General features: G+C 73.7%; 21 protein-coding genes and 1 pseudogene. 13 read left to right on the plus strand and 9 right to left on the minus strand.

Annotation, left to right across the window (positions count from 1 at the left end; translation table 11 throughout):
- Positions 1-53 precede the first annotated feature (53 nt).
- Positions 54-752: an O-methyltransferase gene (locus tag BS73_RS31885; protein ID WP_037577841.1), complete on the minus strand. Its 699-nt coding sequence runs from the start codon at positions 750-752 to the stop codon at positions 54-56.
- A 245-nt stretch (positions 753-997) separates the two neighbouring features.
- On the opposite strand from BS73_RS31885, the gene BS73_RS31890 reads away from it, so the two are divergent.
- Entirely contained in the window at positions 998-1,432 is a 435-nt protein-coding gene (locus BS73_RS31890) for a VOC family protein (RefSeq protein ID WP_037582155.1), read from the plus strand.
- Here the strand turns inward: BS73_RS31890 and BS73_RS31895 are convergent.
- On the minus strand, positions 1,410-1,826 hold the full coding sequence (locus BS73_RS31895; protein WP_037577842.1) for a hypothetical protein: 417 nt from the start codon (positions 1,824-1,826) through the stop codon (positions 1,410-1,412). The genes BS73_RS31890 and BS73_RS31895 overlap by 23 nt on opposite strands.
- 115 nt (positions 1,827-1,941) lie before the next feature.
- Between BS73_RS31895 and BS73_RS31900 the strand changes: the two genes are divergently transcribed.
- From BS73_RS31900 to BS73_RS31915, 5 genes and pseudogenes are all read left to right on the plus strand, one after another.
- Entirely contained in the window at positions 1,942-2,751 is an 810-nt protein-coding gene (locus BS73_RS31900; RefSeq protein WP_037577843.1) for a helix-turn-helix domain-containing protein, read from the plus strand.
- Positions 2,752-2,818: 67 nt separating this feature from the next.
- Positions 2,819-2,917: pseudogene (locus BS73_RS40145) on the plus strand (cupin domain-containing protein); the annotation flags it as partial.
- Positions 2,918-3,232: 315 nt separating this feature from the next.
- On the plus strand, positions 3,233-4,279 hold the full coding sequence (locus BS73_RS31905; RefSeq protein WP_084704510.1) for an ABC transporter substrate-binding protein: 1,047 nt from the start codon (positions 3,233-3,235) through the stop codon (positions 4,277-4,279).
- Positions 4,276-5,304 (plus strand): FecCD family ABC transporter permease, encoded by a 1,029-nt coding sequence (locus tag BS73_RS31910; protein ID WP_037577844.1) that lies wholly within the window; start codon positions 4,276-4,278, stop codon positions 5,302-5,304. The genes BS73_RS31905 and BS73_RS31910 overlap by 4 nt, the downstream gene beginning before the upstream one ends.
- The gene (locus tag BS73_RS31915) at positions 5,301-6,095 is read left to right on the plus strand and encodes an ABC transporter ATP-binding protein (RefSeq protein WP_084704511.1); all 795 of its coding nucleotides are present in this window, start codon (positions 5,301-5,303) and stop codon (positions 6,093-6,095) included. Before BS73_RS31910 ends, BS73_RS31915 begins: the two co-directional genes overlap by 4 nt.
- 84 nt (positions 6,096-6,179) lie before the next feature.
- Here BS73_RS31915 and BS73_RS31920 read toward each other — a convergent pair whose 3' ends face one another.
- Positions 6,180-6,536 (minus strand): DoxX family protein, encoded by a 357-nt coding sequence (locus BS73_RS31920; protein WP_051941224.1) that lies wholly within the window; start codon positions 6,534-6,536, stop codon positions 6,180-6,182.
- Between the two features lie 61 nt (positions 6,537-6,597).
- On the opposite strand from BS73_RS31920, the gene BS73_RS31925 reads away from it, so the two are divergent.
- A complete protein-coding gene (locus tag BS73_RS31925) occupies positions 6,598-7,530 on the plus strand; it encodes a LysR family transcriptional regulator (RefSeq protein ID WP_037577846.1) in 933 nt (310 codons plus the stop codon).
- Between the two features lie 7 nt (positions 7,531-7,537).
- Here BS73_RS31925 and BS73_RS31930 read toward each other — a convergent pair whose 3' ends face one another.
- Positions 7,538-8,278 carry a VOC family protein gene (locus BS73_RS31930; protein ID WP_037577847.1) on the minus strand — a complete coding sequence of 247 codons (741 nt, stop codon included), beginning with the start codon at positions 8,276-8,278 and terminating at the stop codon, positions 7,538-7,540.
- A 138-nt stretch (positions 8,279-8,416) separates the two neighbouring features.
- Here BS73_RS31930 and BS73_RS31935 point away from each other — a divergent pair, with 138 nt between their 5' ends.
- Positions 8,417-9,103: an HAD family hydrolase gene (locus BS73_RS31935; RefSeq protein WP_152617936.1), complete on the plus strand. Its 687-nt coding sequence runs from the start codon at positions 8,417-8,419 to the stop codon at positions 9,101-9,103.
- An 88-nt stretch (positions 9,104-9,191) separates the two neighbouring features.
- Positions 9,192-9,335, plus strand: coding sequence for a hypothetical protein (locus BS73_RS38510; RefSeq protein ID WP_161789726.1), 144 nt, complete (start codon positions 9,192-9,194; stop codon positions 9,333-9,335).
- Between the two features lie 45 nt (positions 9,336-9,380).
- Here the strand turns inward: BS73_RS38510 and BS73_RS31940 are convergent, their stop codons facing one another.
- Entirely contained in the window at positions 9,381-10,229 is an 849-nt protein-coding gene (locus tag BS73_RS31940) for a patatin-like phospholipase family protein (protein ID WP_051941628.1), read from the minus strand.
- Positions 10,230-10,470: 241 nt separating this feature from the next.
- Between BS73_RS31940 and BS73_RS31945 the strand changes: the two genes are divergently transcribed.
- Both BS73_RS31945 and BS73_RS31950 read left to right on the plus strand, forming a co-directional pair.
- A complete protein-coding gene (locus tag BS73_RS31945) occupies positions 10,471-11,883 on the plus strand; it encodes an MFS transporter (protein WP_084704512.1) in 1,413 nt (470 codons plus the stop codon).
- Positions 11,884-12,084: 201 nt separating this feature from the next.
- Entirely contained in the window at positions 12,085-13,011 is a 927-nt protein-coding gene (locus BS73_RS31950) for an LLM class F420-dependent oxidoreductase (protein ID WP_037577849.1), read from the plus strand.
- 124 nt (positions 13,012-13,135) lie between these two features.
- On the opposite strand, the gene BS73_RS35335 is transcribed toward BS73_RS31950, so the two are convergent.
- Positions 13,136-14,032, minus strand: a complete 897-nt coding sequence (locus BS73_RS35335) for a hypothetical protein (RefSeq protein WP_152617797.1) — start codon at positions 14,030-14,032, stop codon at positions 13,136-13,138.
- Between the two features lie 248 nt (positions 14,033-14,280).
- Here BS73_RS35335 and BS73_RS31960 point away from each other — a divergent pair, with 248 nt between their 5' ends.
- Complete coding sequence (locus tag BS73_RS31960; RefSeq protein ID WP_322987302.1) at positions 14,281-15,111, plus strand: phosphodiesterase; 831 nt, start codon at positions 14,281-14,283, stop codon at positions 15,109-15,111.
- Positions 15,112-15,135: 24 nt separating this feature from the next.
- Here BS73_RS31960 and BS73_RS31965 read toward each other — a convergent pair whose 3' ends face one another.
- The 3 genes from BS73_RS31965 to efeU all read right to left on the minus strand — a co-directional run bounded on the left by BS73_RS31965 (position 15,136) and on the right by efeU (position 21,031).
- Positions 15,136-17,217: a carbohydrate-binding module family 20 domain-containing protein gene (locus BS73_RS31965; protein ID WP_235215599.1), complete on the minus strand. Its 2,082-nt coding sequence runs from the start codon at positions 17,215-17,217 to the stop codon at positions 15,136-15,138.
- 196 nt (positions 17,218-17,413) lie between these two features.
- Positions 17,414-18,658 (minus strand): iron uptake transporter deferrochelatase/peroxidase subunit, encoded by a 1,245-nt coding sequence (gene efeB / locus BS73_RS31970; protein WP_037577851.1) that lies wholly within the window; start codon positions 18,656-18,658, stop codon positions 17,414-17,416.
- A 72-nt stretch (positions 18,659-18,730) separates the two neighbouring features.
- Positions 18,731-21,031: an iron uptake transporter permease EfeU gene (gene efeU / locus BS73_RS31975; protein WP_037577852.1), complete on the minus strand. Its 2,301-nt coding sequence runs from the start codon at positions 21,029-21,031 to the stop codon at positions 18,731-18,733.
- A 139-nt stretch (positions 21,032-21,170) separates the two neighbouring features.
- Between efeU and BS73_RS31980 the strand changes: the two genes are divergently transcribed.
- Positions 21,171-21,887 carry a 4'-phosphopantetheinyl transferase family protein gene (locus BS73_RS31980; RefSeq protein WP_037582175.1) on the plus strand — a complete coding sequence of 239 codons (717 nt, stop codon included), beginning with the start codon at positions 21,171-21,173 and terminating at the stop codon, positions 21,885-21,887.
- Positions 21,888-21,908: the final 21 nt, after the last annotated feature.

The following is a 21,908-nucleotide window of genomic DNA, read 5'->3' on the forward strand; positions in this document are numbered from 1 at the left end:
ACCGGCCGGTGTCCGGTTCCGGACGCGGGCGCGGGCTTGACGAACCGTCAGGATCAGACCGAGCGGAGGGCGATCTCGACGTCCCGCTGGACGCCGCCCACCGGGAGGAAGTCCCGGCTGCTGCGCAGGTGGTCGAGGAGCGCCGGCGCGCGCGAGGCGTTGTCGGCCACGATCAGCGCGTCCGGCGCCAGGGCCGGTTCCACCAGCTTCAGCACGTCCAGGTAGCGGTCCTTGGCGCCGTCCAGGAAGAGGAGGTCGACGGGGGCCGGGAGGGTGTCCGGAGCGAGGGTCTCCAGCGCGTCGCCCACCCGGACCTCCACCAGGTCGCCGAGCCCCGCCTCGGCCAGCGAGGCGCGCGCCGCCTCCGCCTTGGACGGCTCGTACTCGCTGCCGATCAGACGGGGGAGCCCGGGCTCCCGGCCGTCGGCGGCCGCCGCCGGCTTGGGATTGTCGCGGAGGGCGGCCGCCATGCTGATCGCGGAGACGCCGAAGGAGGTGCCGAACTCGACGACGGCACGCGCCCTCCGGGCCCGGACCAGGGTGTACAGCAGCCGGCCGGTCTCCGGGGATACCGCCAGGTACAGCGTCCGCGCCGCCGCGTAGTAGGCGCGGGAGTCGTGCTCCATCGCCGCCCGCTCGGAGGCGGAGAGCTCGGACATCCGCCGGTTGAAGTCCTCCCCGCTGCGCCGGGCGTCCTCGTAGAGCCGGCGCAGCAGCCCGGCCACCGGTTCGCTCGTCAGTGTCGTCGTCATGCCCTCCAGACTGACATTCAGCCATGAGAGGAAGCTCAACCTCCCACCGACGAACCGCCTTTGCCCCGGCGGCCCGACAGCCCGGCGGCCCGGCGGTGTTCCGGAGCCGTGGCGCTATCCTCATCGCCCAGCGGTACGCCGACTCGCTGACCGTGGCCGGGATCGCGACCGGCGAGGGCGGCGGCAGGGGCGGCGGCCCCGAGGAGACCCCCGGCCGGGCCCGGCCGTCGAGGATCGGAGCGCGGATGGCCACCCCCCGGGCAGGCACCCTCCACCACGTCGAACTCTGGGTCCCCGACCTCGGCCGGGCCGTCCGAAGTCTCGGATGGCTGCTCACCGCCATGGGCTACCAGCCCTACCAGGACTGGCCCGAGGGCCGCAGCTGGCGCCTCGGCGGCACCTACCTGGTCGTCGAGCAGTCCCCTGCGCTCACCTCGGACGTCCACGACCGCCGCCGTCCGGGACTGAACCATCTCGCCTTTCACGTCCACGGACGGGCGGCGGTCGATGCCCTCGCCGATGAGGCCCCGCGGCACGGTTGGCGCCTCCTCTTCCCCGATCGCCATCCCCACGCTGGCGGTGAGCGGCACTATGCCGCCTATCTGGAGGACGCGGACGGGTTCGAGGTCGAGTTGGTCGCCTCCGATCCGGGAGTGGTCAGCGGTGCGGGTCCGGGGTGAAGCCCTCCGGGGGTTGGTCGAGGAAGGCGATGATCGAGACGATGCGGCCGTTGTCGGCGATGCTGAGGACGTCGGTGCCGGTGGCGAAGGAGGTCTCCTCCTTGCCGGTGAGGAGTTCCCACTTCAGGCGGGCGCAGTGGTGGTGGCGCTGCGGCTGCTCGCGCAGCCGGAGGGTGAAGGCGCCCACGTGGTCGGCGAACTGCCGGCGGAAGCCGGCCAGCGCCTGCTTGCCGCCGAAGACGCCGACGTGGGAGCTGTACTCGACGCCCTCCGCGAAGACCTCGTCGGCGAGCCGCCGCTGCTCCTCCTCGCTGCCGGCGTTCCAGAACCGGACGTAGCGGTCGAGGAGGTCGAGCGCCCGGGCGTCGGACTCGGTGGTGGTGGTGTCCGTCATGGTCGTCTCCCTGGTCGGAACGGTTGCTGTCTCGACTCTGCGGGCGTCCCCGGCGGACTGTCGATGACCTCCGAGGTCATTGCCGCCGCCCGCGCCGCCGGGCAGCCTTGGCGGCATGACGACCACCACCACCGAGCCGGTCGGGGCGCAGCTGCGGCGCTGGCGTGAGCGCCGACGGCGCTCCCAGCTCGACGTCTCGCTCGCGGCGGAGCTCTCCACCCGGCACCTCAGCTGCATCGAGACCGGGCGGGCGAACCCGAGCCGGGAGATGATCGGGCGGTTGTGCGACGAGCTGGACGTGCCGCTGCGCGAGCGGAACACCCTCTACCTGGCGGGGGGTTTCGCCCCCGTCCACCCCGAGCGGGCGCTCGCCGATCTCGGTGCCGCGCGGGCCGCCGTGGACGCCGTGCTGACCGGCCACGAGCCGAACCCGGCGCTCGCGGTGAACGTCCGCTGGGAACTGCTGGCCGCCAACCGGGCGGCGGGGCTGTTCCTCGGGGACGTCGGCGGAGGCCCGGCGCCGGAGCCGTTCAACGTGCTGCGGGCGACGCTGCGGCCGGACGGGCTGGCCGGGCGGATCCGCAACCTCCCGCAGTGGCGGGCGCAGGTGCTGCGACGGGTGCGCCGCCAGCTGGAGCGCACCTCGGCGCCCGGACTCGCCGAGCTGCTGGCCGAGTTGGAGGGCTACCCGGCCCCCGCCGAGGTGGAGCCGGACTCCGCCGGCGCGCCGGGGCCGGCCAACGACCTGGTCCTTCCGCTGTGCCTGGGCACCGAGTACGGGGAGCTCCGACTCCTCTACACCACAACGGTGTTCGGCTCGCCCCGCGATGTCACCCTGGACGAGATCGCCGTCGAGACCTTCTTCCCGGCGGACGCGGCCACGGCGGCGCTGCTGCGGGCGGCGACCGCCCAGCCGGCCGGCTGAGCCGCCGGGGCCGCTACGGCCGGGCCGTCCCCTCCGGCCGTGCCGTCCCCTCCGGCCGTGCCGTCCCCTCCGGCTCGAACCCGTCGGCACCTCGACGGTCGGCGACCGCCACGTGGAGGTCCCGGACCACGTGGACGCGACCACCGGGCACCCGCTGGGCGTCTGACCGGCGGGCCGCGCCTGCGTGCTAGTGTTCGGCTGCCGGAAACCTTCACGATCGTGCAGATTTCCGGCAGCGCGCCAGGCAGCGAAGCCGGTGACGTCCGTGCCGCTCCGGTACGGGCCAGTCCGGCGCTGTCCCGCAACTGTATGGGCCGCCGCCCCCGCGGCGGCCCGAGCCAGGTCGCCTCCTGTCGCGCGCTCTACGACATCGACCCTCGAGGGAAGGGCGATCCGTTTCCGTCGGCGCGTGGGTGATCCGCACCGGCGCGGCCTGCCGGCGGATCAGCTTCCTCCCGAGCGCACAGGAGGAAGCCGCGCCATGGCGCAACACCCCATCCCGTCCCGGTCCCGCTCCGGGTCCCGCTCCCGCTCCCTTCGGCGCGGGCCGGCCGTCCGCGCGGCGGCCTCGGCGGTCGCCGCGGTCGCGGCCGTGGCCGTTCTCGCGGGCTGCGGTTCCGGCTCCGGTTCCGGCTCTGCTTCCGCCTCTGCTTCCGGCTCCGGCGGATCGTCGGCGGCGGCCCCGTCCGGCTCCTTCCCGGTCAAGGTGACCGCGGCCAACGGCTCGGTCACCGTCAAGAGCCGGCCCGAGCACATCGTCTCGCTGGCGCCGACCCTCACCGAGGACCTGTACGCGGTCGGCGCGGGCAAGCAGGTGGTCGCGGTGGACGCGGACTCCGACTACCCGGCCGGCGTCCCGCACACCGGCCTCAGCGGGCTCACCCCCAACATCGAGGCGATCGTCCGGTACCAGCCGGACCTGGTCGTCGCCTCGCAGGACTCCGGCGGCCTGGTCGCCGGCCTGCGCAAGCTCGGCGTGCCGGTGCTGATCGAGCCCGCGGTGGCCACCCTGAACGGCGCCTACGCGCAGCTGCAGCAGGTCGGCCAGGCCACCGGGCACGCCGCGGAGGCGGCGCGGACCGTGGCCGGGATGAAGTCCTCGATCGCGGCCACCGTCAGGAAGGCCGGCAGCGGCCACGCCGACCTCAGCTACTTCTGGGAGCTCGGCGCCGACCCGTACTACTCGGCCACCTCCAAGACCTTCGTCGGCGAGATCGCCTCCCTCTTCGGTCTGAGGAACATCGCCGACAAGGCGGACAAGGCCACCGACGGGGGCTATCCCGAGCTGTCCCAGGAGTACATCGTCAAGGCCCGGCCGCAGCTGGTCTTCCTGACCGACGGAGGCCCGTCCAACGGCGGCCAGTCCCCGGCCGGGGTCGCCCGCAGGCCCGGCTGGGCGGAGGTTCCGGCGGTGAGGAACCACCAGGTCATCGACCTGAACGCGGACATCGCCTCGCGCTGGGGACCGCGGCTTCCGCAGCTGGTCGCGGAGATCGCCCAGGCGGTCGAGAAGGCCTCCGGGCGATGACCCCGTCCCGTCGCTCCCGTGCCGTGCGCGGCTACGCCCTCGCGGTGGTCTTCCTCGCCGCCGCGGTGCTGGTCGGCGCCATGGCGGGGGCGGCGGACCTCAACCCGCTGGCCACCGCGGCCGCGCTGGTGGACCGGCTGCCGCTGGTCCACCTGCCGGGCGGGCTGGGCCCGCTGGACCGGGCGGTGCTCTTCCAGATCCGGCTGCCCCGGGTGGTGCTGGGGGCGCTGGTCGGCGGGGCGCTCTCGCTGGCCGGCGCCGGCTACCAGGGGGTGTTCCGCAACCCGCTGGTGGACTCCTCACTGCTGGGGGCCTCCGCCGGGGCCGGGCTCGGCGCGACCGTCGCGATCGTCTCGCTCGGCGGCACGGCGCCGGCCGCGGTGCCGGTGGCCGCCTTCGCGGGCTCGCTGGCCGGGGTCGCCTTCGCCTACCTGGCGGGCACCGCCGGCGGGCGGGGCACCGCGACGCTGCTGCTGGCCGGGCTCGCCGTCTCGATGTTCCTGACGGCCGTCCAGACCTACCTGCTGCAGCGGTCCAGCCAGGACATCCAGCGGGTGTACTCCTGGCTGCTGGGCTCGCTCGCCGGGGCGACCTGGCACCAGGTGCTTGAGGTGCTGCCCTATCTGGCGGTCTCCGCGGCGATCGTGCTGCTGCACGGCCGCCACCTGGACGTGCTGTCGGTCGGGGACGAGGAGGCCCGGGCGCTCGGCCTCCACCCGGGCCGGGTGCGGCTGGCGGTGGTGGCCTCCTGCGCGCTGGCGGCGGCGAGCGCGGTCGCGGTCAGCGGGCTGATCGGGTTTGTCGGGATCGTCGTCCCGCACGCGGTGCGGCGGCTGGCGGGGGTGTCGTACCGGGTGGTGCTTCCGCTGTCGCTGCTGTTCGGGGCCGGATTCCTGGTGCTGGCCGACACCCTGGCCCGTACCGTCGTCGCGCCGGCCGAGCTGCCGATCGGGGTGGTCACCGCGCTGATCGGCTCGCCGGCCTTCGTCTGGATCCTCCGCTCGACCCGGGCGGTGCGGACATGAGCGGGGCCCGGGGGGCCGCTCTCGACGTCACCGCCCTGGACGTCGACCTGGACCGGGCGCCGGTGGTCCGGGACGTCTCCTGCTCGGTCGCGCCCGGCGGCTGGCTGGCGCTGATCGGGCCCAACGGCGCCGGGAAGTCCACCCTGCTGCGCGCCGTCGCCGGGCTGGTCCGGAGGCGCGGCGGCACCGTCCTCGTCGACGGCGGCGACCTCGGCCGGCTGCGGCCCCGGGAGCGGGCCCGGCTGATCGGCTACGTCCCGCAGACCCCGGTGCTGCCCCCCGACCTGACGGTCCGTGAGTACGTGCTGCTCGGCCGCACCCCGCACCTCGGCTACCTGGCCAACCCGGGGGAGCGGGACCGCTCGGCCGTGGAGCGCACCCTGGACGCCCTGGACCTCGCCCGGTTCGCCGACCGCCGGCTCTCCGCGCTCTCCGGGGGCGAGCGGCAGCGCGCCACCGTGGCCCGGGCGCTGGCCCAGGAGCCGCGGCTGCTGCTGCTCGACGAGCCCACCTCGGCGCTCGACCTCGGCCACCAGCAGCACGTCCTCGACCTGGTCGAGGGGCTGCGGGCGGACCACGGGCTGACCGTGGTCACCACCCTCCACGACCTGACCACCGCGGGCCAGTACGCCGACCGGCTGGTGCTGCTGGACAAGGGGCGGGTGGAGGCGGCGGGCGCCCCCGGCGAGGTCATCACCCAGGAGCTGGTCGCCCGCGTGTACGGGGCCCGGGTCGCCGTCACCCGCGGCCCGGACGGGCGGCCGGTGGTCACCCCGCTGCATGGCGGGTGAACGGCGCCGCGCGGCCGGTCAGCGCCCGGCCGTTCAGCGTCCGGGTTGATCGAGGCCCGGCCGGTCAGCGCCCCGCCCGGCCGGTCAGCGCCCGGTCGCCAGGCCGAGTGCCAGGGCGGCGGCGGCCAGCGCGAGGTAGAGGCCGGGGAAGGCGAGGTTGTAGAGGACGCGGGCGCGCAGGTGCGCCGCCATCGCGCCCAGGTAGAACAGGACCAGGCCGATCGCGGCGGCGGTGCCGACCACCGGGACGCCCAGCAGGCCGAGCAGCAGACCCCCGGCCCCGGCCGCCTTCAGAGCGGCGAGGCGCGGCAGCCAGCTCTCCGGGACGCCGACCTCGGCGGAGTTGGCCAGCACGAAGCGGGCCCGGGCCAGATCGGCGGCGGCGATTCCGGCGTTGGCGACCAGGGCGGCCACGGTGACGAGAAGGTATCCGGCAGTCATGGGACGAGCCTCCGCGCGGCGCCGGGCCACCGTCCAATACCTGCTTCTATAACCTGGGAGCATGGATGTGGACACCCGCCTGCTGCGCTACTTCGCGGCCGTCGCCGAGGAGGGCGCGCTGACCCGGGCCGCCGAGCGGCTGTTCGTCTCGCAGCCCGCGCTGACCAAGCAGATCAAGCAGTTGGAGGCGCTGCTCGGGGTGCGCCTCTTCGAGCGTTCCCGCTCCGGGATGGCGCTCACCGAACCGGGCCGCGCGCTGGCCGGCCGGCTGCCGGAGCTGCTCGGTGTCTGGGACCGGACGGTGGCGGAGACGCGGGGCGCGGCGAGCCGGGCCGCTCGGGTGCTGCGGGTCGGCTTCATCGCCAGCGCCGCGAACGAGGCCACCCAGGAGATCGTCGCCGGGTTCGCGGCCCGGCGCCCGGGGTGGCGAGTGGAGATGCGGCAGGCGTCCTGGGGCGACCCGAGCGCGGGTCTGGCCGACGGCGAGGTCGATGTGGCGCTGCTGCGGCTGCCCTTCCCCGGGCAGGAGGCGCTGCGTACCGAGGAACTCTTCGCCGAGGCCCGCTGGGTGGCTCTGCCCGCGGGGCACCGGCTGGCCTCCCGCGAGGTGGTCGCCTTCGCCGAGCTGTGGGACGAGCCGTTCGTCGCCGCCCCGGCGGAGACCGGGGGCTGGCGCGACTACTGGCTGGGCACGGACGAGCGTGGCGGCCGGCCGGTACGCGTGGGCGCCGTCACGGACCAGCCGGACGAGTGGCTGAGCGCGATCGCCAACGGCTACGGCGTCGCCTTGGCCCCTGCCTCGGCCGCCCGCTTCTACGCCCGGCCGGGGGTGGTCTACCGCCCGGTGGAGGGCGTCGGGCCCAGCCGGGTGGGGGTCGGCTGGTCGCCGGTGCACGACTCCGACCCGGTGGTCCGGGACTTCGTGGACTGCTGCCGGGAGACCGCGTCCGAGGAGGACCTGCGGTGGGGACCGCCCCCGGCGGGAGGCGGCTGACCCTGGATCAACTCCCGGTCCGCGGATCCCGGTCGGTCAGGCAGTACAGCCCGCCGGCCGGGTCGCGCATCACGGTCCATCCCCGGAACTCTTCCACGAAGGAGGCGCCGAGGCGCTCGTGGGCGGTGCGGGCGGCGGCCCTCGCCCCGCCGCAGGCGAAGTCCAGGTGGGCGCCGATCGGACCCGGGGTGTCCAGCCGCTGAAGCAGGAGGTGGACGGGCGGGGCCGGGACCTCGTCCGGCGCGTTCGGCCGCACCGTCCGGAACTCGGACCGCTGCCCGGGGACCACCCGCCACTCCGTCAGCCCGGCCCAGAACTCCGTCTCCGCCTCGTACGCGTCCGGCGGGACGTCGATGCAGACCTGGTCCAGGCGGATGCCGCCGGACTCCTCCGGCCGGGTGGTCTCGCCCTTCCAGGGCACCGCGCAGAACGGCTGCCCGGCCGGGGAGGACAGCACGGTGTGGCTGCTGTGCTCGGCGACCACCGCCGCCCCGCAGGAGACGGCCCGCGCCACCAGCGCCGCCACGTCCTCGACCGCGAGGCACACATGCGCGCCGCCCGCTCCCTCCCGCACCCCCTGCACCTTCACGCAGGGGTCCGCCCCGCCCGGCGGCAGCAGGGTGGCGAACTCGCCGTCCTGGCCTCGCCGTTCCGAGACCGAGGCCCCGGTGGCCGCCGCCCAGAACCGGGCCGCCTCCTCGAACCCCGCCGCCGGTCGATCCACGAACGCCCACACCCAGCGAATCACGCCTGCTCCTCCGTCCACTCGGTACCCGTCCCGCTGTATCACCTGCCCCATCCTGGCCGGTCGCGCAACGCCCGCGCGCTTCCTGTGATGTGCTGGGGCTTGATCAAGGAAGCGGCTCGGGAGAGGAACGCACGGTTGATCGACGGAGTGATGTTCGACTTCTCGGGGACGCTCCTGCGGATCGAGTCCGCGGCGGAGTGGCTGCGGGGGGCGCTGGACGAGGCCGGGGTGGAGGTCGGCGAGGAGGAGTTCGCCGGGTGCGTGGGGCGGCTGGAGGAGTTCGGGGCGCTGCCGGGGGGTGGGGAGCCGCGGGTGGTGCCGGGGCATCTGGAACGGCTCTGGCGGGAGCGGGACTTGACTGCCGAGCGGCATCGGGCCTGCTACACCGCGCTGGCGCGGGAGGCCGGGCTGCCGGATCCGGGCCTGGCCGACGTGCTGTACGACCGGCACCGCCGGCCGGTGGCCTGGCAGCCGTACCGGGACGCCGAGTCGACGCTGCGCGGGCTGCGCGAACGCGGGCTGCGGACCGCGGTGGTCAGCAACATCGGCTGGGACCTGCGGCCGGTCCTCGAGTTCCACGGTCTCGCCCGGTACGTCGACGCGTGGGTGTTGTCCTACGAGTTGGGGGTGAAGAAGCCCGATCCGCGGATCTTCGGTGCCGCCTGCGAGGAGCTCGGCCTGCCGCCGGCCTCGGTGCTGATGGTGGGGGACGACCGGCGGGCGGACACCGGCGCCGCCGCGCTCGGCTGCCCGGTGCATCTCGTCGACCACGCCCCGGTCGCCGAGCGCCCTGACCAGCTGAGCCGGGTCTTCGAACTGCTCTGAGCCGGCCTCCGGGCAACCCCTAAGGGGTCCCCGGACATCGCCCCCGGCCCAGGACGTCCGCGCCAGGACCAGCAACGGCGCGATCACGGTGACGGTGCCGGGCGGGCCGTATGCCGTCACCGCGGAGACGGGCGGCGACAAGAACATCGGTGTGCCGGACCCGGCCTCCGCCCCGCACACCCTGGACCTCCACACCAGCAACGGGGCGATCACCGTCAAGCCCGCGGCGTAGCGAAGAAGGCCGAGGGGCAGGGGGACAGGGAGGGCGAGAGGTCGGCTACCCCCACAGCTCCTTGGTGGCGGGGGCCGCCGCCAGTCCCTGGGCCAGCCCCGCCTCGCCGGCCGGGGTGCGGCTCGCGGGCGACAGCGGGTCGGTGCCGAAGGCCGCGCGGGCCGCCTCGTCCGGGACGATCACCTGGATCCGGCCGCCGGCACCGGCGATCGCGTCCGCGTCCGCCTCCAGCACCGGATCCGGCATCGGCGCGACGACCAGGGTACGGCCCGCCCGTCCGGCCGCCAGGTCGAGGTTGGTCATCGAGCGGACGCCGCCGTCGGTGTAGCGGGCCCCGCCGATCGTCACCGGCGGCCAGACCCCGGGCACCGAGCAGCTGGCGGCCACCGCGTCCACCAACGGCACGCCCGAGGAGCGGTCCAGGACCCTGGACTGGCCGGTGGCGGCGTCCACCACGACGATCTCCAGCCGGTGCGCGGGCCACTCGTGCGAGGGCAGCCGGGCCTCGATCACCGCCCGGCGGGCGGACTCGGGGACCGTCGCCGCCTTCAGGGCCAGGGCCCCGACCCGGCGCCGGCGCTCCACCGGGTCCCCGGTGTCCGAAGCCAGCTCCTGGAGGGCCGCGAAGGCCGCCTCCACGGCGCCCTCCGCCGGAAGTAACTCCTGGCGCTGGTGGGCGGGTTCGACCTGGGCCCGATACAGCTCGCCGAGCGGGGTGCCACTGCTGATCTGGGCCGTGACCGAGGAGCCGGCGGAGGTGCCGATCATCAGATCGGCGGCGGTGGCGTCCACGCCGCCGCGGGCCAGCCCGGTCAGCACGCCGGTGGCCCAGGCGATCCCGGCCACCCCGCCCCCACCGATCACCAGGGCCCGCTCGAATCCCGACTCGGCCATCTCCACGTTCCCACCCGTCACATTCGCCTCCGCACGCCCATGGGACCACCGGACCACTCCGGCACCAGGCCCCAACCGCCCGCGCGGGCGGGCCATTCCCCCGGCCCGGCGCCGAGGCGCGTCCGGGTGCGGGTGCGGGTCCGGGTCGGGAAACGAGCAGAACTGTGAGAGCCGTTGACGGGGCTCCGGGCGGGTGGTTCTCTTCCTGGCTGACAAATCGTCAGCAGAGAGGGGTGGGAGGATGGCAGGGACGGCCGCCTCACCCGTTCCGGTCGGCAGAGCCAGATGGACCAGGCTCATCCCGATCGCGATCGTGGTCTACGTCATCTCGTTCATGGACCGGACCAACATCGGCTTCGCGTTCACCGGGATCGGCAGCGATCTCCACGTCAACGCCGCCGACCAGGGACTGGCCGGCGGCATCTTCTTCATCGGCTACATGGTGCTGCAGATCCCCGGCGGGCACCTCGCCGAGCGGTGGAGCGCCAAGAAGTTCGTCGGGATCATGATCCTGGTCTGGGGCCTCTTCGCGATCCTCTCCGGGGTGGTGCAGAACTTCGCCGAGCTGCTGGTGGTGCGGTTCCTGCTGGGCGTCGCCGAGGGCGGCATCTGGCCCGCGATCCTGGTCCTGATCAGCCACTGGTTCCCGGTGGCGGAGCGGGCCAGGGCCTACGGCTTCTGGATGATGAACATCGCGATCTCCTCCATCATCACCGCGCCGCTGTCGGGCTGGATCCTCTCGATGGCCGACTGGCGGGTGCTCTTCTTCGTCGAGGGCGCCTTCCCATTCGTCATCGCGGCGCCGCTGTGGTGGGCGTTGGCGGCGGACCGGCCGTCGGAGGCCTCCTGGGTGTCCCGGGAGGAGCGCGAGTACATCGAGACGGCACTGGCCCGGGACGAGGTCGGCGCTCCGCAGCGGGCCGGGATGCGGGACGTCTTCCGCAGTGCCACGGTGTGGCGGCTGGTCGTGGTCTACTTCCTGATCCAGATCGGCTTCTACGGGCTCAACCTGTGGCTGCCCCACCTGGTGAAGACCACCACCGGCGGCTCCAGCACCATGGTCGGGCTGGTCACCGCGATCCCCTACCTCTTCGGCATCGCCGGACTGTGGTTCAACGCCCGTGCCGCGGACCGGGACCGGCGGTACTCCTTCCATGTGCTGGTGTCGATGGCGATCGGCGCGGTGGCACTAGTGCTGTCGGTGGCACTGGGCCACCAGCCCGAGGTGTCCATCCTGCTGGTGAGCATCGCGATGGGCGGTGCGCTGGCGTACGACGGGCCGTTCTGGGCCAGTGCCTCGCGGGCGATGCCGGTGGCGATCGCCGGCGGGGCGATGGGGCTGATCAACGCACTGGGCAACCTGGGTGGTTTCGCCGGTCCCTACCTCGGGGGCTATCTCCAGGACGTCAGTGGCGGCAGTTTCATGTCCACCGCGGTGGTGCTGGCGGTGGCCCTGCTGCTGGCCGGTCTGGTGATGTTGACGGTGCGTCACCGGACGGAGAGCGGCGGGGCAGGCGAGCCAGGCGGCGGCGAGCGGCAGGCGGTGGAGGCGGCGAGACGGGCGGCCGGCGAGGGGCCGGGTGGGGCTCCCGGTTCCGGCTCCGGGCCCGGCTCTGCGCCCGGCTCAGGTTCCGGCTCCGGCACCGCCGACTGAACTCCGGGCGCGCCTGCGGTGTCGAGGGCGCGGCCGGCCGTCGCCGGCCTTCCGCGAGCCCCGCGGGAGAGGCCGGCCGCGCACCGGTCGCGGGGAAAAACCCGCCACGGGTCTGGAGTTGTGCTGCGCCGGGGCGGACCCTGAACGGCCGGCGAGTCGCGGCGGCGACGGTCCTCGCGGACCCAGAGGAGGGGTGGGCACATGCGCTTCGTCTTCCACTACCCGGAGCTCTCCGGGCCGGACGGTGACCTGCTGGACGCCGGGGACTTCGGGGAGGTCGCGGCCGCCGCAGAGCGGTCGGGCTTCTCCGGGATCTCGGTGAGCGAGCATCCGGCGCCCGGAGCGCGCTGGCTGGCCTCGGGCGGGCACCAGACCCTCGACCCGTTCGTCGCCCTCGCCTTCGCCGCCGCCCGCACCAGCCGGCTGCGTCTCCTCACCTGTCTGGCCGTCGCCCCCTACCGGAATCCGGCCCTGCTGGCCAAGCAGGCCGCCACTCTGGACCGGCTCTCCGCCGGGCGGCTGATCCTCGGCCTCGGCGCGGGCTACCAGAAGTCCGAGTTCCACGCCCTGGGCGTGGACTTCGAGGAGCGCAACACCCTCTTCGACGAGGCGCTCGACGTCCTCCCGCTGCACTGGAAGGGGGAGCCGTTCAGCTACCGGGGCACCCACTTCAGCGCCCGGGACGTCCAGGCTCTGCCGCGCCCGGCCCAGGACCCGATACCGGTCTGGATCGGCGGCAACTCGAAGCTCTCCCGCCGCCGGGTGGCCGGCCGGGCCCAGGGCTGGATGCCGATGGCCGGACCGCCGCGGCTGGCGAGCACCGCCCGCACCCCGGTGCTCACCGACTCGGTGGCCGGGTTCGGCGCCGCCATCGCCGAGTTGCGGGCCGCCGCGGACGCCGCCGGCCGGGACGGCCAGGCCCTGGACGTCCTCCACGGCTACCGGGCCGAGGGCCTCCACGTTCCGGAGCGGGAGCCGGAGCGCCATCTGGCGGCCTTCGCCGAGCTGGAGAAGATCGGCGTGACCTGGACGGCGGTCTCCGTCCCCAGCCGGTCCCGGTCCGCGACCGTCGAGTTCATCGAGGCCTTCGGGGAGACGTACCTCGCTGACGGGCCATCAGAGGACTGACCGCGCAAGGCGGTTCGCCGTTCGCCTTCGCCGGATGCCGGACGGCGGGCGACGCGCGGACGCCCCGCCCGGGCCGCGTACGGCCGGACGGGGCGCCCAGGTGCCAGGAGCCGGTGCTACCGCGTCAGTTGGCGGTGACCGAGATCGGCGTCGAGCTCTGCGGGGCCGCGGCGTCGTTGCCCGCCCACGTCATGCGGTACTTGCCGGTCCACGGCTTGACCACGGTGGCTATCGACCCGGTGGACGTGGAGGAGATGGTCTTCCAGGTCTGCCAGGTGGACGAACCGGGCTTCTGGTACTGCACCGTGACCGTCTTCGGACCGTAGGCGGTGTAGGTGTGGGTCGCCCAGTTCGCCACGTTCAGCTGGCCGGTCAGGTTGATGTTGGTGCCGGACTTCACCGTGGTGGCCGAGGCCGTCTCGGTGAGGGTGGTGAGCCGCTCCATGTAGGGGGCCGAGGTGTCCGTCTCCTTGTACGGAGCGGTCGAGCTGTTCGGGTCGGTCGTGGCGTACATCGCGGTGTGCCAGACGTTGCCCGAGTCCAGCGCGGACTTGAGGTTGCTCCGCGGGTCGACCACGTAGTTCCCGGAGACCTTGAACTCGGTGCTGCTGACGTACGTGAAGGTCATGTTCGGGCCGTCGGCGCCGATGAAGTTGACCGGGTTGTTGGTGTCCCCGCGGAACAGCCCGGAGCCCACGTACAGGCCGTTCAGCTGGCTGGCGGTGCCCTTCACGTAGAAGTGGAAGGCGATGTTCTCCGCGTAGTACGTACCGATCCGGATCGGCTTGTTCCAGTTGATCGACAGCCCGGTGAAGGTCAGCCCGGAGAGGCTGGTGGCGGTGGCCGGGCGGATGGTGCCGGAGGTGCTCGCCGCACCGGTGTGCTGGGCGAAGGCCGTGGCCGGCGCGTGGAGGCCGGCGGCCGACGGCGTCGCCGCCTGGGCCGCGGGCATCGCCAGGGCGGTCCCGCCCAGCGCGCCGGCGAGCGTCGCCATGGCGGCGGCGGTGGCACGAATACGCATGTGTTGATTCCCAGAGGAGATGCGTCGCCGCCCGCGGACGCGGGGCGCCCGGTGGGCGGCGACGAGACGCAAGAGAACCGATTGGTTCTGATCCGGAGACCTCCGATGAGGCTGTTGGGTTGCATATGACAGCTGAGGCTTGGTGAAGGCTTGGCGAACGCATTGCAAAGGCATACGAACAACCCATGACCGATGGGGACACATGGGGTGTCACCGCCTCCGGAACCGGCGCCACTTGTGGAGGTCGCTTGCGGTGGCCGTCCGCCGTGCTGGAGCCTTCGGGGGTGACCTCCTCGATCGCCGCCTCCGTCGCCCACCTCTCCGACCCGCACTTCACCACCGGCCAACTCGGCGTCCCCCGGGCGCAGTCGCTCCACCAGGCGCTCAGCCGGATCCTGATGCTCGAACCCCGGCCGGACTGCGTGGTCGTCACCGGCGACCTGGTCGACGGCGGCAGCGCGGAGGAGTACCGGGAGCTGCGCGAGCTGCTCCGCCGCTTCCCGCTGCCGCTCCACCTGGTGGCCGGCAACCACGACCACCCCGGGCGGCTGGCCGCCGAGTTCGGCGGCACCGCCTTCCTGGGCGGCGGTGCCGAGACCCACTACGCCGTGGACTACCCGGGCTTCACCCTGGCGGTCCTGGACTCCTGGGTGCCGGGCGAGCCGGGCGGCCGGCTCGAGGCCGCCCAACTCGACTGGCTGGACGGCGAGATCGGCCGCCGGCCGGACGTCCCGGCGCTGGTCTGCCTCCACCATCCGCCGGTGCCGATCGGCATCCCGATGCTGGACGGGATGCGGCTGGAGAACGGGGAGGAGCTGGCCGCGGTGCTGGCCCGGCACGGCAACGTGGCCCGGGTGCTGGCCGGCCACGTCCACCGGCCGGTGACCGCCGCCTTCGGCGGGACGGTGCTGACCACCGCGCCGAGCACCTATCTGCAGAGCACCCTGCTGCTCGGCGAGGGCCGGCCCGGCTACCTCCCCGAGCCGACCTCCGTCCTCCTCCACGCCCGGGCCGGCGACGACTGGGTCACCCACACCGTCCAGGTGAGCCACGCCGCCGCGCCGGTCCTCGCCTTCTGAGCCTGCCGGGGCCGGCGTCCCCGCTCAGCCCTGCCAGCTGTCCGAGGTGGTGTAGCCGGCCGAACTCCCGGTGGTGTACGAGCGGTTGCCGCCGCCCTCCCAGGTGACGTTCCCCGAGGAGTCCTTCAGCAGGTACTTGTACTGGAAGGAGGTGCTCTTCGGGACGATCGCGAGACGCGACCAGCCGCCGGAGCCGGCGGAGTCGAGCGGGATCGCGTCCGCGGTGTTCCAGGCGCCCAGCTCCGGGATCGAGCCGGAGACGTAGACCTGCTCCGTGGTGGGCTCGGTGACGTGGAAGGTGACGTCGGTGGCGTCCGCGTCGGCCAGGTCCCAGCTGTTGTCCACGGTCTGCGGGGCGGTGGCGGTGGTGAGCGAGCGGTTGGCGTTGGACTCCCAGGTCACATTGCCCGAGGAGTCCTCCTCCAGGTACTTGTACTGGACCGCGCTGCTCTGCGGCAGGTCGACCGTGCCGCTCCAGACCGGGTAGCCGGCGGAGGACAGCTTGATCGCGTCCGCGGTGTTCCAGCCGCCCAACCGGGAGTCGCTGCCGACCAGGTAGACGCTGGTGCCGGGGGTGGTCGACGCGTACTCGTCGAAGGTGACCGGGGTCGCGGACGAGCCGGCCGCGGTGGTCTGGGCGGTGTCGATGGCGACCGCGCCGTAGGCCGGGACGGTGATGCTCGCCTTTCCGCCGGAGTCCACCGTCACCTCGGTGCCCTTGCAGCCGGAGCTGCCGGCCGCGCTGCCGCCGCCGCTGACGAGGTCGCAGTAATCGCCCGCCGCCAGGCCGGTGGTGAAGGTGTAGGCGGTGGCCGACGCGGTGTTGTTCAGCGCCAGGAAGCCGGTGGAGCCGCGGCTGAAGCCGATGATGTTCTGGCCGTCGGACTGCCAGTCGGAGACGCCGGTCCCGGCCACCGCGTTGTGGAAGGCGACCATGCCCAGGGTGGCGGTCTGGCGGTCCAGGCAGTACCAGGCACTGCTGGAGCAGTCGGTGTCGGTCACGAAGCCGCTGCCGTCGGCCGGCGGGCTCTGGTCGGTGCTGCTCCAGGTGAAGCCGGAGAAGACCTGCGGGGAGCCGTAGTCGAAGCCCAGCAGGAAGTCGGTGGCCAGCGGATAGCCGGTGGTGTCCTTGTAGTTGAGGGTCTGGCCGTTGCGCTCGGTGTCGTGGTTGGTGACGAAGGTGACCGCGTCCGCGCTGGGGTTGACGCCGGTCCAGGTCGAGCCCAGCGTCTGCAGGTTGGCCAGGCCGCCGTTGGAGCCGTCGAAGGCCTGCTTGAGGAAGATCGGGTACTGGAAGTCCAGCACCTTGCCGGTGCTGTAGTACTGGCTGGGCTGGACGGCCTCGCCCGAGCCCCACTGCACCTCCTGGAAGACGTACGGGCTCTCACCGGCCGCCGTCTTGTTCAGCAGGCCCTCGATGGCCGCCAGGTCGGCGTCCGGGATGTGCTTGGCCGCGTCCACCCGGAAGCCGTCCACGCCGTCCGCCTCAAGGGAGTTGAGGTACCCCGCGATGGCGCCGCGGACGTCGGACCGACCGGTGGCGAGGTCGGCCAGGCCGAGCAGCTGGCAGTTCTGGACGTTGCTCGCGCTGCCGGTGTAGTCGCCACTGGCGATGTCGTCGTCGCTGTTGGAGCAGTCGGCGGGGTAGTAGTGGAAGTCCGAGGTGGAGTACAGCGAACCGTAGCTGTACTTGCTGCTGGTGCTGGTCCCGGCATAGCCGGTGGCGCTGGTCTGCGCGGTCATGTGGTTGATCACGGCGTCCGCGTAGACCTTGACCCCGGCCGAGTGGCAGGCCGAGGTCATCGCCTTGAACTGGGCCTCGGTGCCGAAGCGGGAGTCGATGCGGTAGCTGATCGGCTGGTAGACGTCCCACCAGGGGTGGCCGTCTGCGGAGTCGTCGTAGGACTCCTCGGGCGGCGAGACCTCGACGGCGCCGTAGCCGCCGGGGCCAAGGACGCCGGTGCACTCGGCGGCGACCGAGTTCCAGTTCCAGCCGAAGAGATTGGCGCTGACATCGCTGGAGTTGAAGCCGGCGGCGTGGGCGCTGCCGCCGGCCAGGGTGAGGGGGAGCGTCAGTCCGGCCACGACCGCCAGCGCCGCTCCCACGGCGGCGGATGGTCGGAGTCGTCCTGGGCGCGAGAGCGTTCTCATGGTGAACCTCCGTTGCGGGTGGGGTCCCCGTGCGCCCATGACAGTGGACCGTCACCTGACGACCTATCAACCCCTGTGCGGCAACTTTCAGAAATTCTTTGCAGGCAGCGGGCCGGTCTTGCCGGTCATGGTGAAAGAGATTGCAGCGGCTTCACGCCAGGAGCGCTTTCAGATACCAGTCCCGCTGGTCCGCCACCCCCGGCAGGGCGAAGAAGTAGCCGCCGCCGAACGGCTGGACGTAGTCCACCAGCGGCTCCCCGGCCAGCCGCTCCTGGATGGTCTCGAACTGCCGCTTGAGGTCCTGCTGGTAGCAGACGAAGATGTGCCCGGCCTGCATGTTGCCGTTCTGGTCCATCCCCAGGTCGTAGTTGTACGAGCGGCGCAGCAGGCGCTGGTTCGCGGTGGCCGGGGTGCGCGGGTTGGCCAGCCGCATGTGGGAGTCGAGCGGGACCACCTTGCCGTGCGGGTCCGCCTGGTAGTCCGGGGTGTCGAACTCGTTGTTGCCGTCCAGCGGGGCGCCCGAGTCGCGGCGCCGGCCGAACATGTTCTCCTGCTCGTTGATGGAGACCCGGTCCCAGAACTCCACCAGCATCCGGATCAGCCGCACCACCTGGTAGCTGCCGCCCATGGTCCAGGCCGGCTCGGCCGGGTCGGCGCGGTGGTCGACCCAGACCAGGTCGGCGGCGGTGCCGCCGGTCGGGTTGGCCGTGCCGTCCTTGAAGCCGAGGAGGTTGCGGCCGGTGCCGGAGGGCCGCGGCGGCGAGTTGTAGCCCTCGATCTTCCAGCGGATCTGCATGGCCCCGCGGGTGTGCCGGGTGATGTCCCGGACCGCGTGGTGGACGGTGTCCTGGTGGTTGGCGCAGAACTGGATCAGCAGGTCGCCGTGCATCCAGGCGGCCTCGGGCGAGTCGTCGGGGAAGACCCGCATCGGGGTCAGCCGGGCCGGCTTGTGGGCGGCCAGGCCGAAGCGGTCGTCGAAGAGCGTCGAGCCGACGCCGAGGGTGACGGTCAGCCCGTCCGCCGGGACCACCGGGCCGAGGACGTCGCTGTCCGCCGGGGGCCTGCCGACCCCGGCGGGTGAGGGGGTGCCGCCGGCGGTGAGGAAGCGCGCCCGCTCCGTCAGGGTCCGCATCAGCCCGGCCAGTTCGGCCCGGCTCTTCGCGGTGACGTCGAAGGCGACGAAGCTGGACGCCATCTGCTTGGCCACCGGGTCGAGGATGCCCGCCTGGTGGGGGCCGTGGAACGGGTAGGAGTCGGCGGTCTCCACGGCTCCCGAGGAGGAGTCGGCCGCGTGGGCGTCGGCCCGCGCCCCGCCGATCACCAGTCCGCCGGCCAGCGCGGTACCGGCGGCACCCGCGGCGGTGCCGGAGAGGAAGCGTCGGCGGCTGACGTTCATGTGAACACCTGTCTGTATGCGAGGGGTTGGGGCGTGCGGCTGGTACGGGAGCGGCCGGGGCCGGCGCGGCCGTCAGTGGGTGGGCGGAACCTCAAGGAGGTTGGGCACCTGGGAGAGGTCCTCCAGCGCCTGGCCGAGGGCGGCGTCCACCGCCTCGCGGCGGGCGGTGGGCGTCTGGGCGATCGAGGGCCAGGTGCCGCCGTTGCCCGCCTTGGCGGCCTGCAGCGCGGACTCCAGGCCGTCCAGGTCCTTGTCCAGGGTCCCCGCCAGGGCGGGGGCGCGGCCGGCGAGGAGCGGCTGGAGCTCGCCGAGGACGGTCCGGGTGACGGCGACGTCCGCGTCCGTCATGGCGTAGGCGGCGCCCGCGCCCTCGTCGTCCATCCCGGAGAGGTGGTCGCGCTGGGCGTCCTCCAGGATCTCGTGGGCGCGGGTCGGCAGGTTGACGGGGTCGCCCGCCAGGTCGTCGCTGCCGAGGTTCTTCCGGACCCTGCCGATGTCGGCGGCGAGGCGGTCCGCCACCGGCATCAGCTCGGACGCGGACCGGCCGTGCCACAGCCCGTACTCCAGGCGGTGGAGGCCGGTGAAGGAGGGGTCGTCGACACCCTTCTGGAGGCCGTCCGGCAGTCCGTCGACGGCGGTGCCGAGGTCGCCGAAGCTGTTGTAGGAGGCGCCGACCCGCTCCCATTCCTGCTGCGCGGCCAGCCAGTCCCGCTGGGCGGCGGCACGGTCGTCGCGCTTGAGGTCGCCCTGGAGGGTCCGGACGTCGCCGGCCAGGGTCTGGAGGACACCGGCGGCGTAGGCCTGGTAGCGGTCGTTGGCGGGGGTGAGGTCCTTGGCGGTGACGGGGGCGACGGCGGCGGTGTCGGCGGCGCCGGTCGCCGCGCCGGCGCCGGCGACCTGGAGGGTGGGCGAGGAGGTGGTGGCCGAGCCGGACATCAGGCACTTGAAGGTGTAGCTGCCGCTGCCGAGGGTGCCGGTCATGTCGGCGGTGGTGGCCGGGCCGATGGTCTCGATCTCGGCGACGATCGCGCCGGCCGAGTTGACCAGGTTGATCTCGCCGGCCTTGCCGGACTCGTTGTCCACCTTGAAGGTCTGGGTACCGGCGTGCGCCTCGGTCCAGTCCTTGGCGCAGGAGGACTTGGTGACGGTCACGGTCTGCGCGGCGGACGCGGCCGGGGCGGGCAGCAGCGAGATCGTCGTGGCGGCGGCCGCGGCCGGCACCACGATCAGCACCCCGGCGACGCTCCACGGCCTGCGCCCTGCGGCCCGCTCCCACCAACTGGCATCCGCCACGGCGTCCCCGGCTCCGCCGGATCCGCCGCCCGGAGCGCCGGCGCCGGCGCCGGACGGCTCCGCTTCGCCGGACCCGTCGACCTTGGTGGCCACGGGGGCGGCCACACCCGCTCGTCCCTGCCCCGCTTCCCCCGCGCCCGCGGCGGCGGCGGCCGACTGTTCGTGCCGGCCGGTCTCGGCCCGCGTCCCTTCGGCGGTCCCGCCGGCCGAGCCGTCGGCGGCCGCGGCAGCGGTGGTCTTCGCGGCGGGGCGCGCCGTGGGCTTGGCGGCGGCGTAGAAGCAGATGAGGACGATGGCGAGGTAGACGGCCCAGACGACGACCTGGAGGACCGTCATCCTCGGGGTCAGCTCGGTGACACCGGTGATGATCGTGACCCACCAGGCGTTGGGATCGATGTGCGAGCTGAGGTCGAACGCCACCCAGTGGGTGCCGGGGATGATCCCCGCGTCCTGGAGGTCGCCCAGACCGTACGCGAAGACGCCCGCCGCGATGACGATCAGCGCCAGCGCGGTCCGGTTGAAGAAGACCCCCAGGTTCAGCCGCACCGCCTGGCGGAACAGCAGCCAGCACAGCACGATCGCGACGACCAGCCCGATCCCCGCGCCGACCAGCGGCGCCACCGTCGACCCCGAGGCCTTGGCGGCCGTCCAGAGGAAGAGGGTGGTCTCCAGGCCCTCCCGGCCCACCGCCAGGAACGCGGTCACCGCCAGCGCGCCCGAGCCGATCGCGACCGCCCTGGCCACCTCGCCGCGCAGCTGGCGGGAGAGCCCCGCCGCGGTCTTCCGCATCCAGAAGACCATCGCCGTGACCAGCCCCACCGCCAGCACGCTCAGCGAGCCGCCGACCGCCTCCTGCGCGGAGCTGGAGAGCACGTCGGTGGAGAAGGTGAGCACCGCGGCGAAGCTGCCCGCCACCGCCACCGCGCCCACCACGCCGAGCCAGACCGGCGCGCTGGAGGTCTTCGCTCCGGGCGCGGCGGTCTTGCGGAGGGCCGCCAGCAGGATGCTGACGACCAGTCCGGCCTCAAGCCCCTCGCGGAGCCCGATCAGGAGGTTCGGTACTGCTTCAGCCCAAGTCACAGTCCATAAGGTAAGGCATGCCTAATAAGGTCCGTCAACGGGGGGTCGCCCCGGAGTGGGTCACACCCCGATCGGGCCCAGGTGCCGTTAGGATCGCCGGGTGGCCGACGCCGTACGCGAGATCGCCCCCGGTGCGCGGCTGATCGCCGCCGTCGGGGTCCCCGGCCTCGTGCTGGAGGAGGCCGCCGCGGACGCCGAGGACCCGGCCCTCGACCTCCTGGGCCCCGAACACGCGGCCGTGGCCCGGGCGGTGATGAAGCGGCGGCGGGAGTTCGCGACCGTGCGGGCCTGCGCCCGGCGCGCCCTCGCCCGGCTCGGCGAGCCGCCCGCGCCGATCCTGCGGGGCGAGCGCGGGGCGCCGGTCTGGCCGGACGGGATCGTCGGCAGCATGACCCACTGCGAGGGGTATCGGGCGGCGGCGGTGGCCCGCTCCCGGCACGTTCTCTCGGTCGGCATCGACGCCGAGCCGGCCGGACCGCTGCCGCCCGGCGTCCTGGACCTGATCGCCCGGCCGGAGGAGCGCGCCCGCCTGGCCGGGCTCGACGCCGGCCGTCCCGGGATCCCCTGGGACCGGCTGCTGTTCACCGCCAAGGAGGCCGTCTACAAGACCTGGTTCCCGGTCGCCCGCCGCCGGCTCGACTTCCACCAGGCCGAGGTCGTCCTGCGGGCCGGGCCGGACGGCAGCGCCGGGACCTTCACCGCCCGCCTGCTCACCGCCGACCCGGCGCTGCCCGAGGCGCTGCCGGGCCACTGGCTGCACGCCGCCGGCCCCGGGCTGCTGCTGGCCGCGATCGCCCTGCCCGCGCCGCCCCGATCCGTTCCGGACCTCGAACCGGCGGGTTCACCGGCACCCTGACGTGGCTCGCCACCGGCCGGG

This window comes from Phaeacidiphilus oryzae TH49 (genome assembly GCF_000744815.1).
Classification (GTDB): domain Bacteria; phylum Actinomycetota; class Actinomycetes; order Streptomycetales; family Streptomycetaceae; genus Phaeacidiphilus; species Phaeacidiphilus oryzae.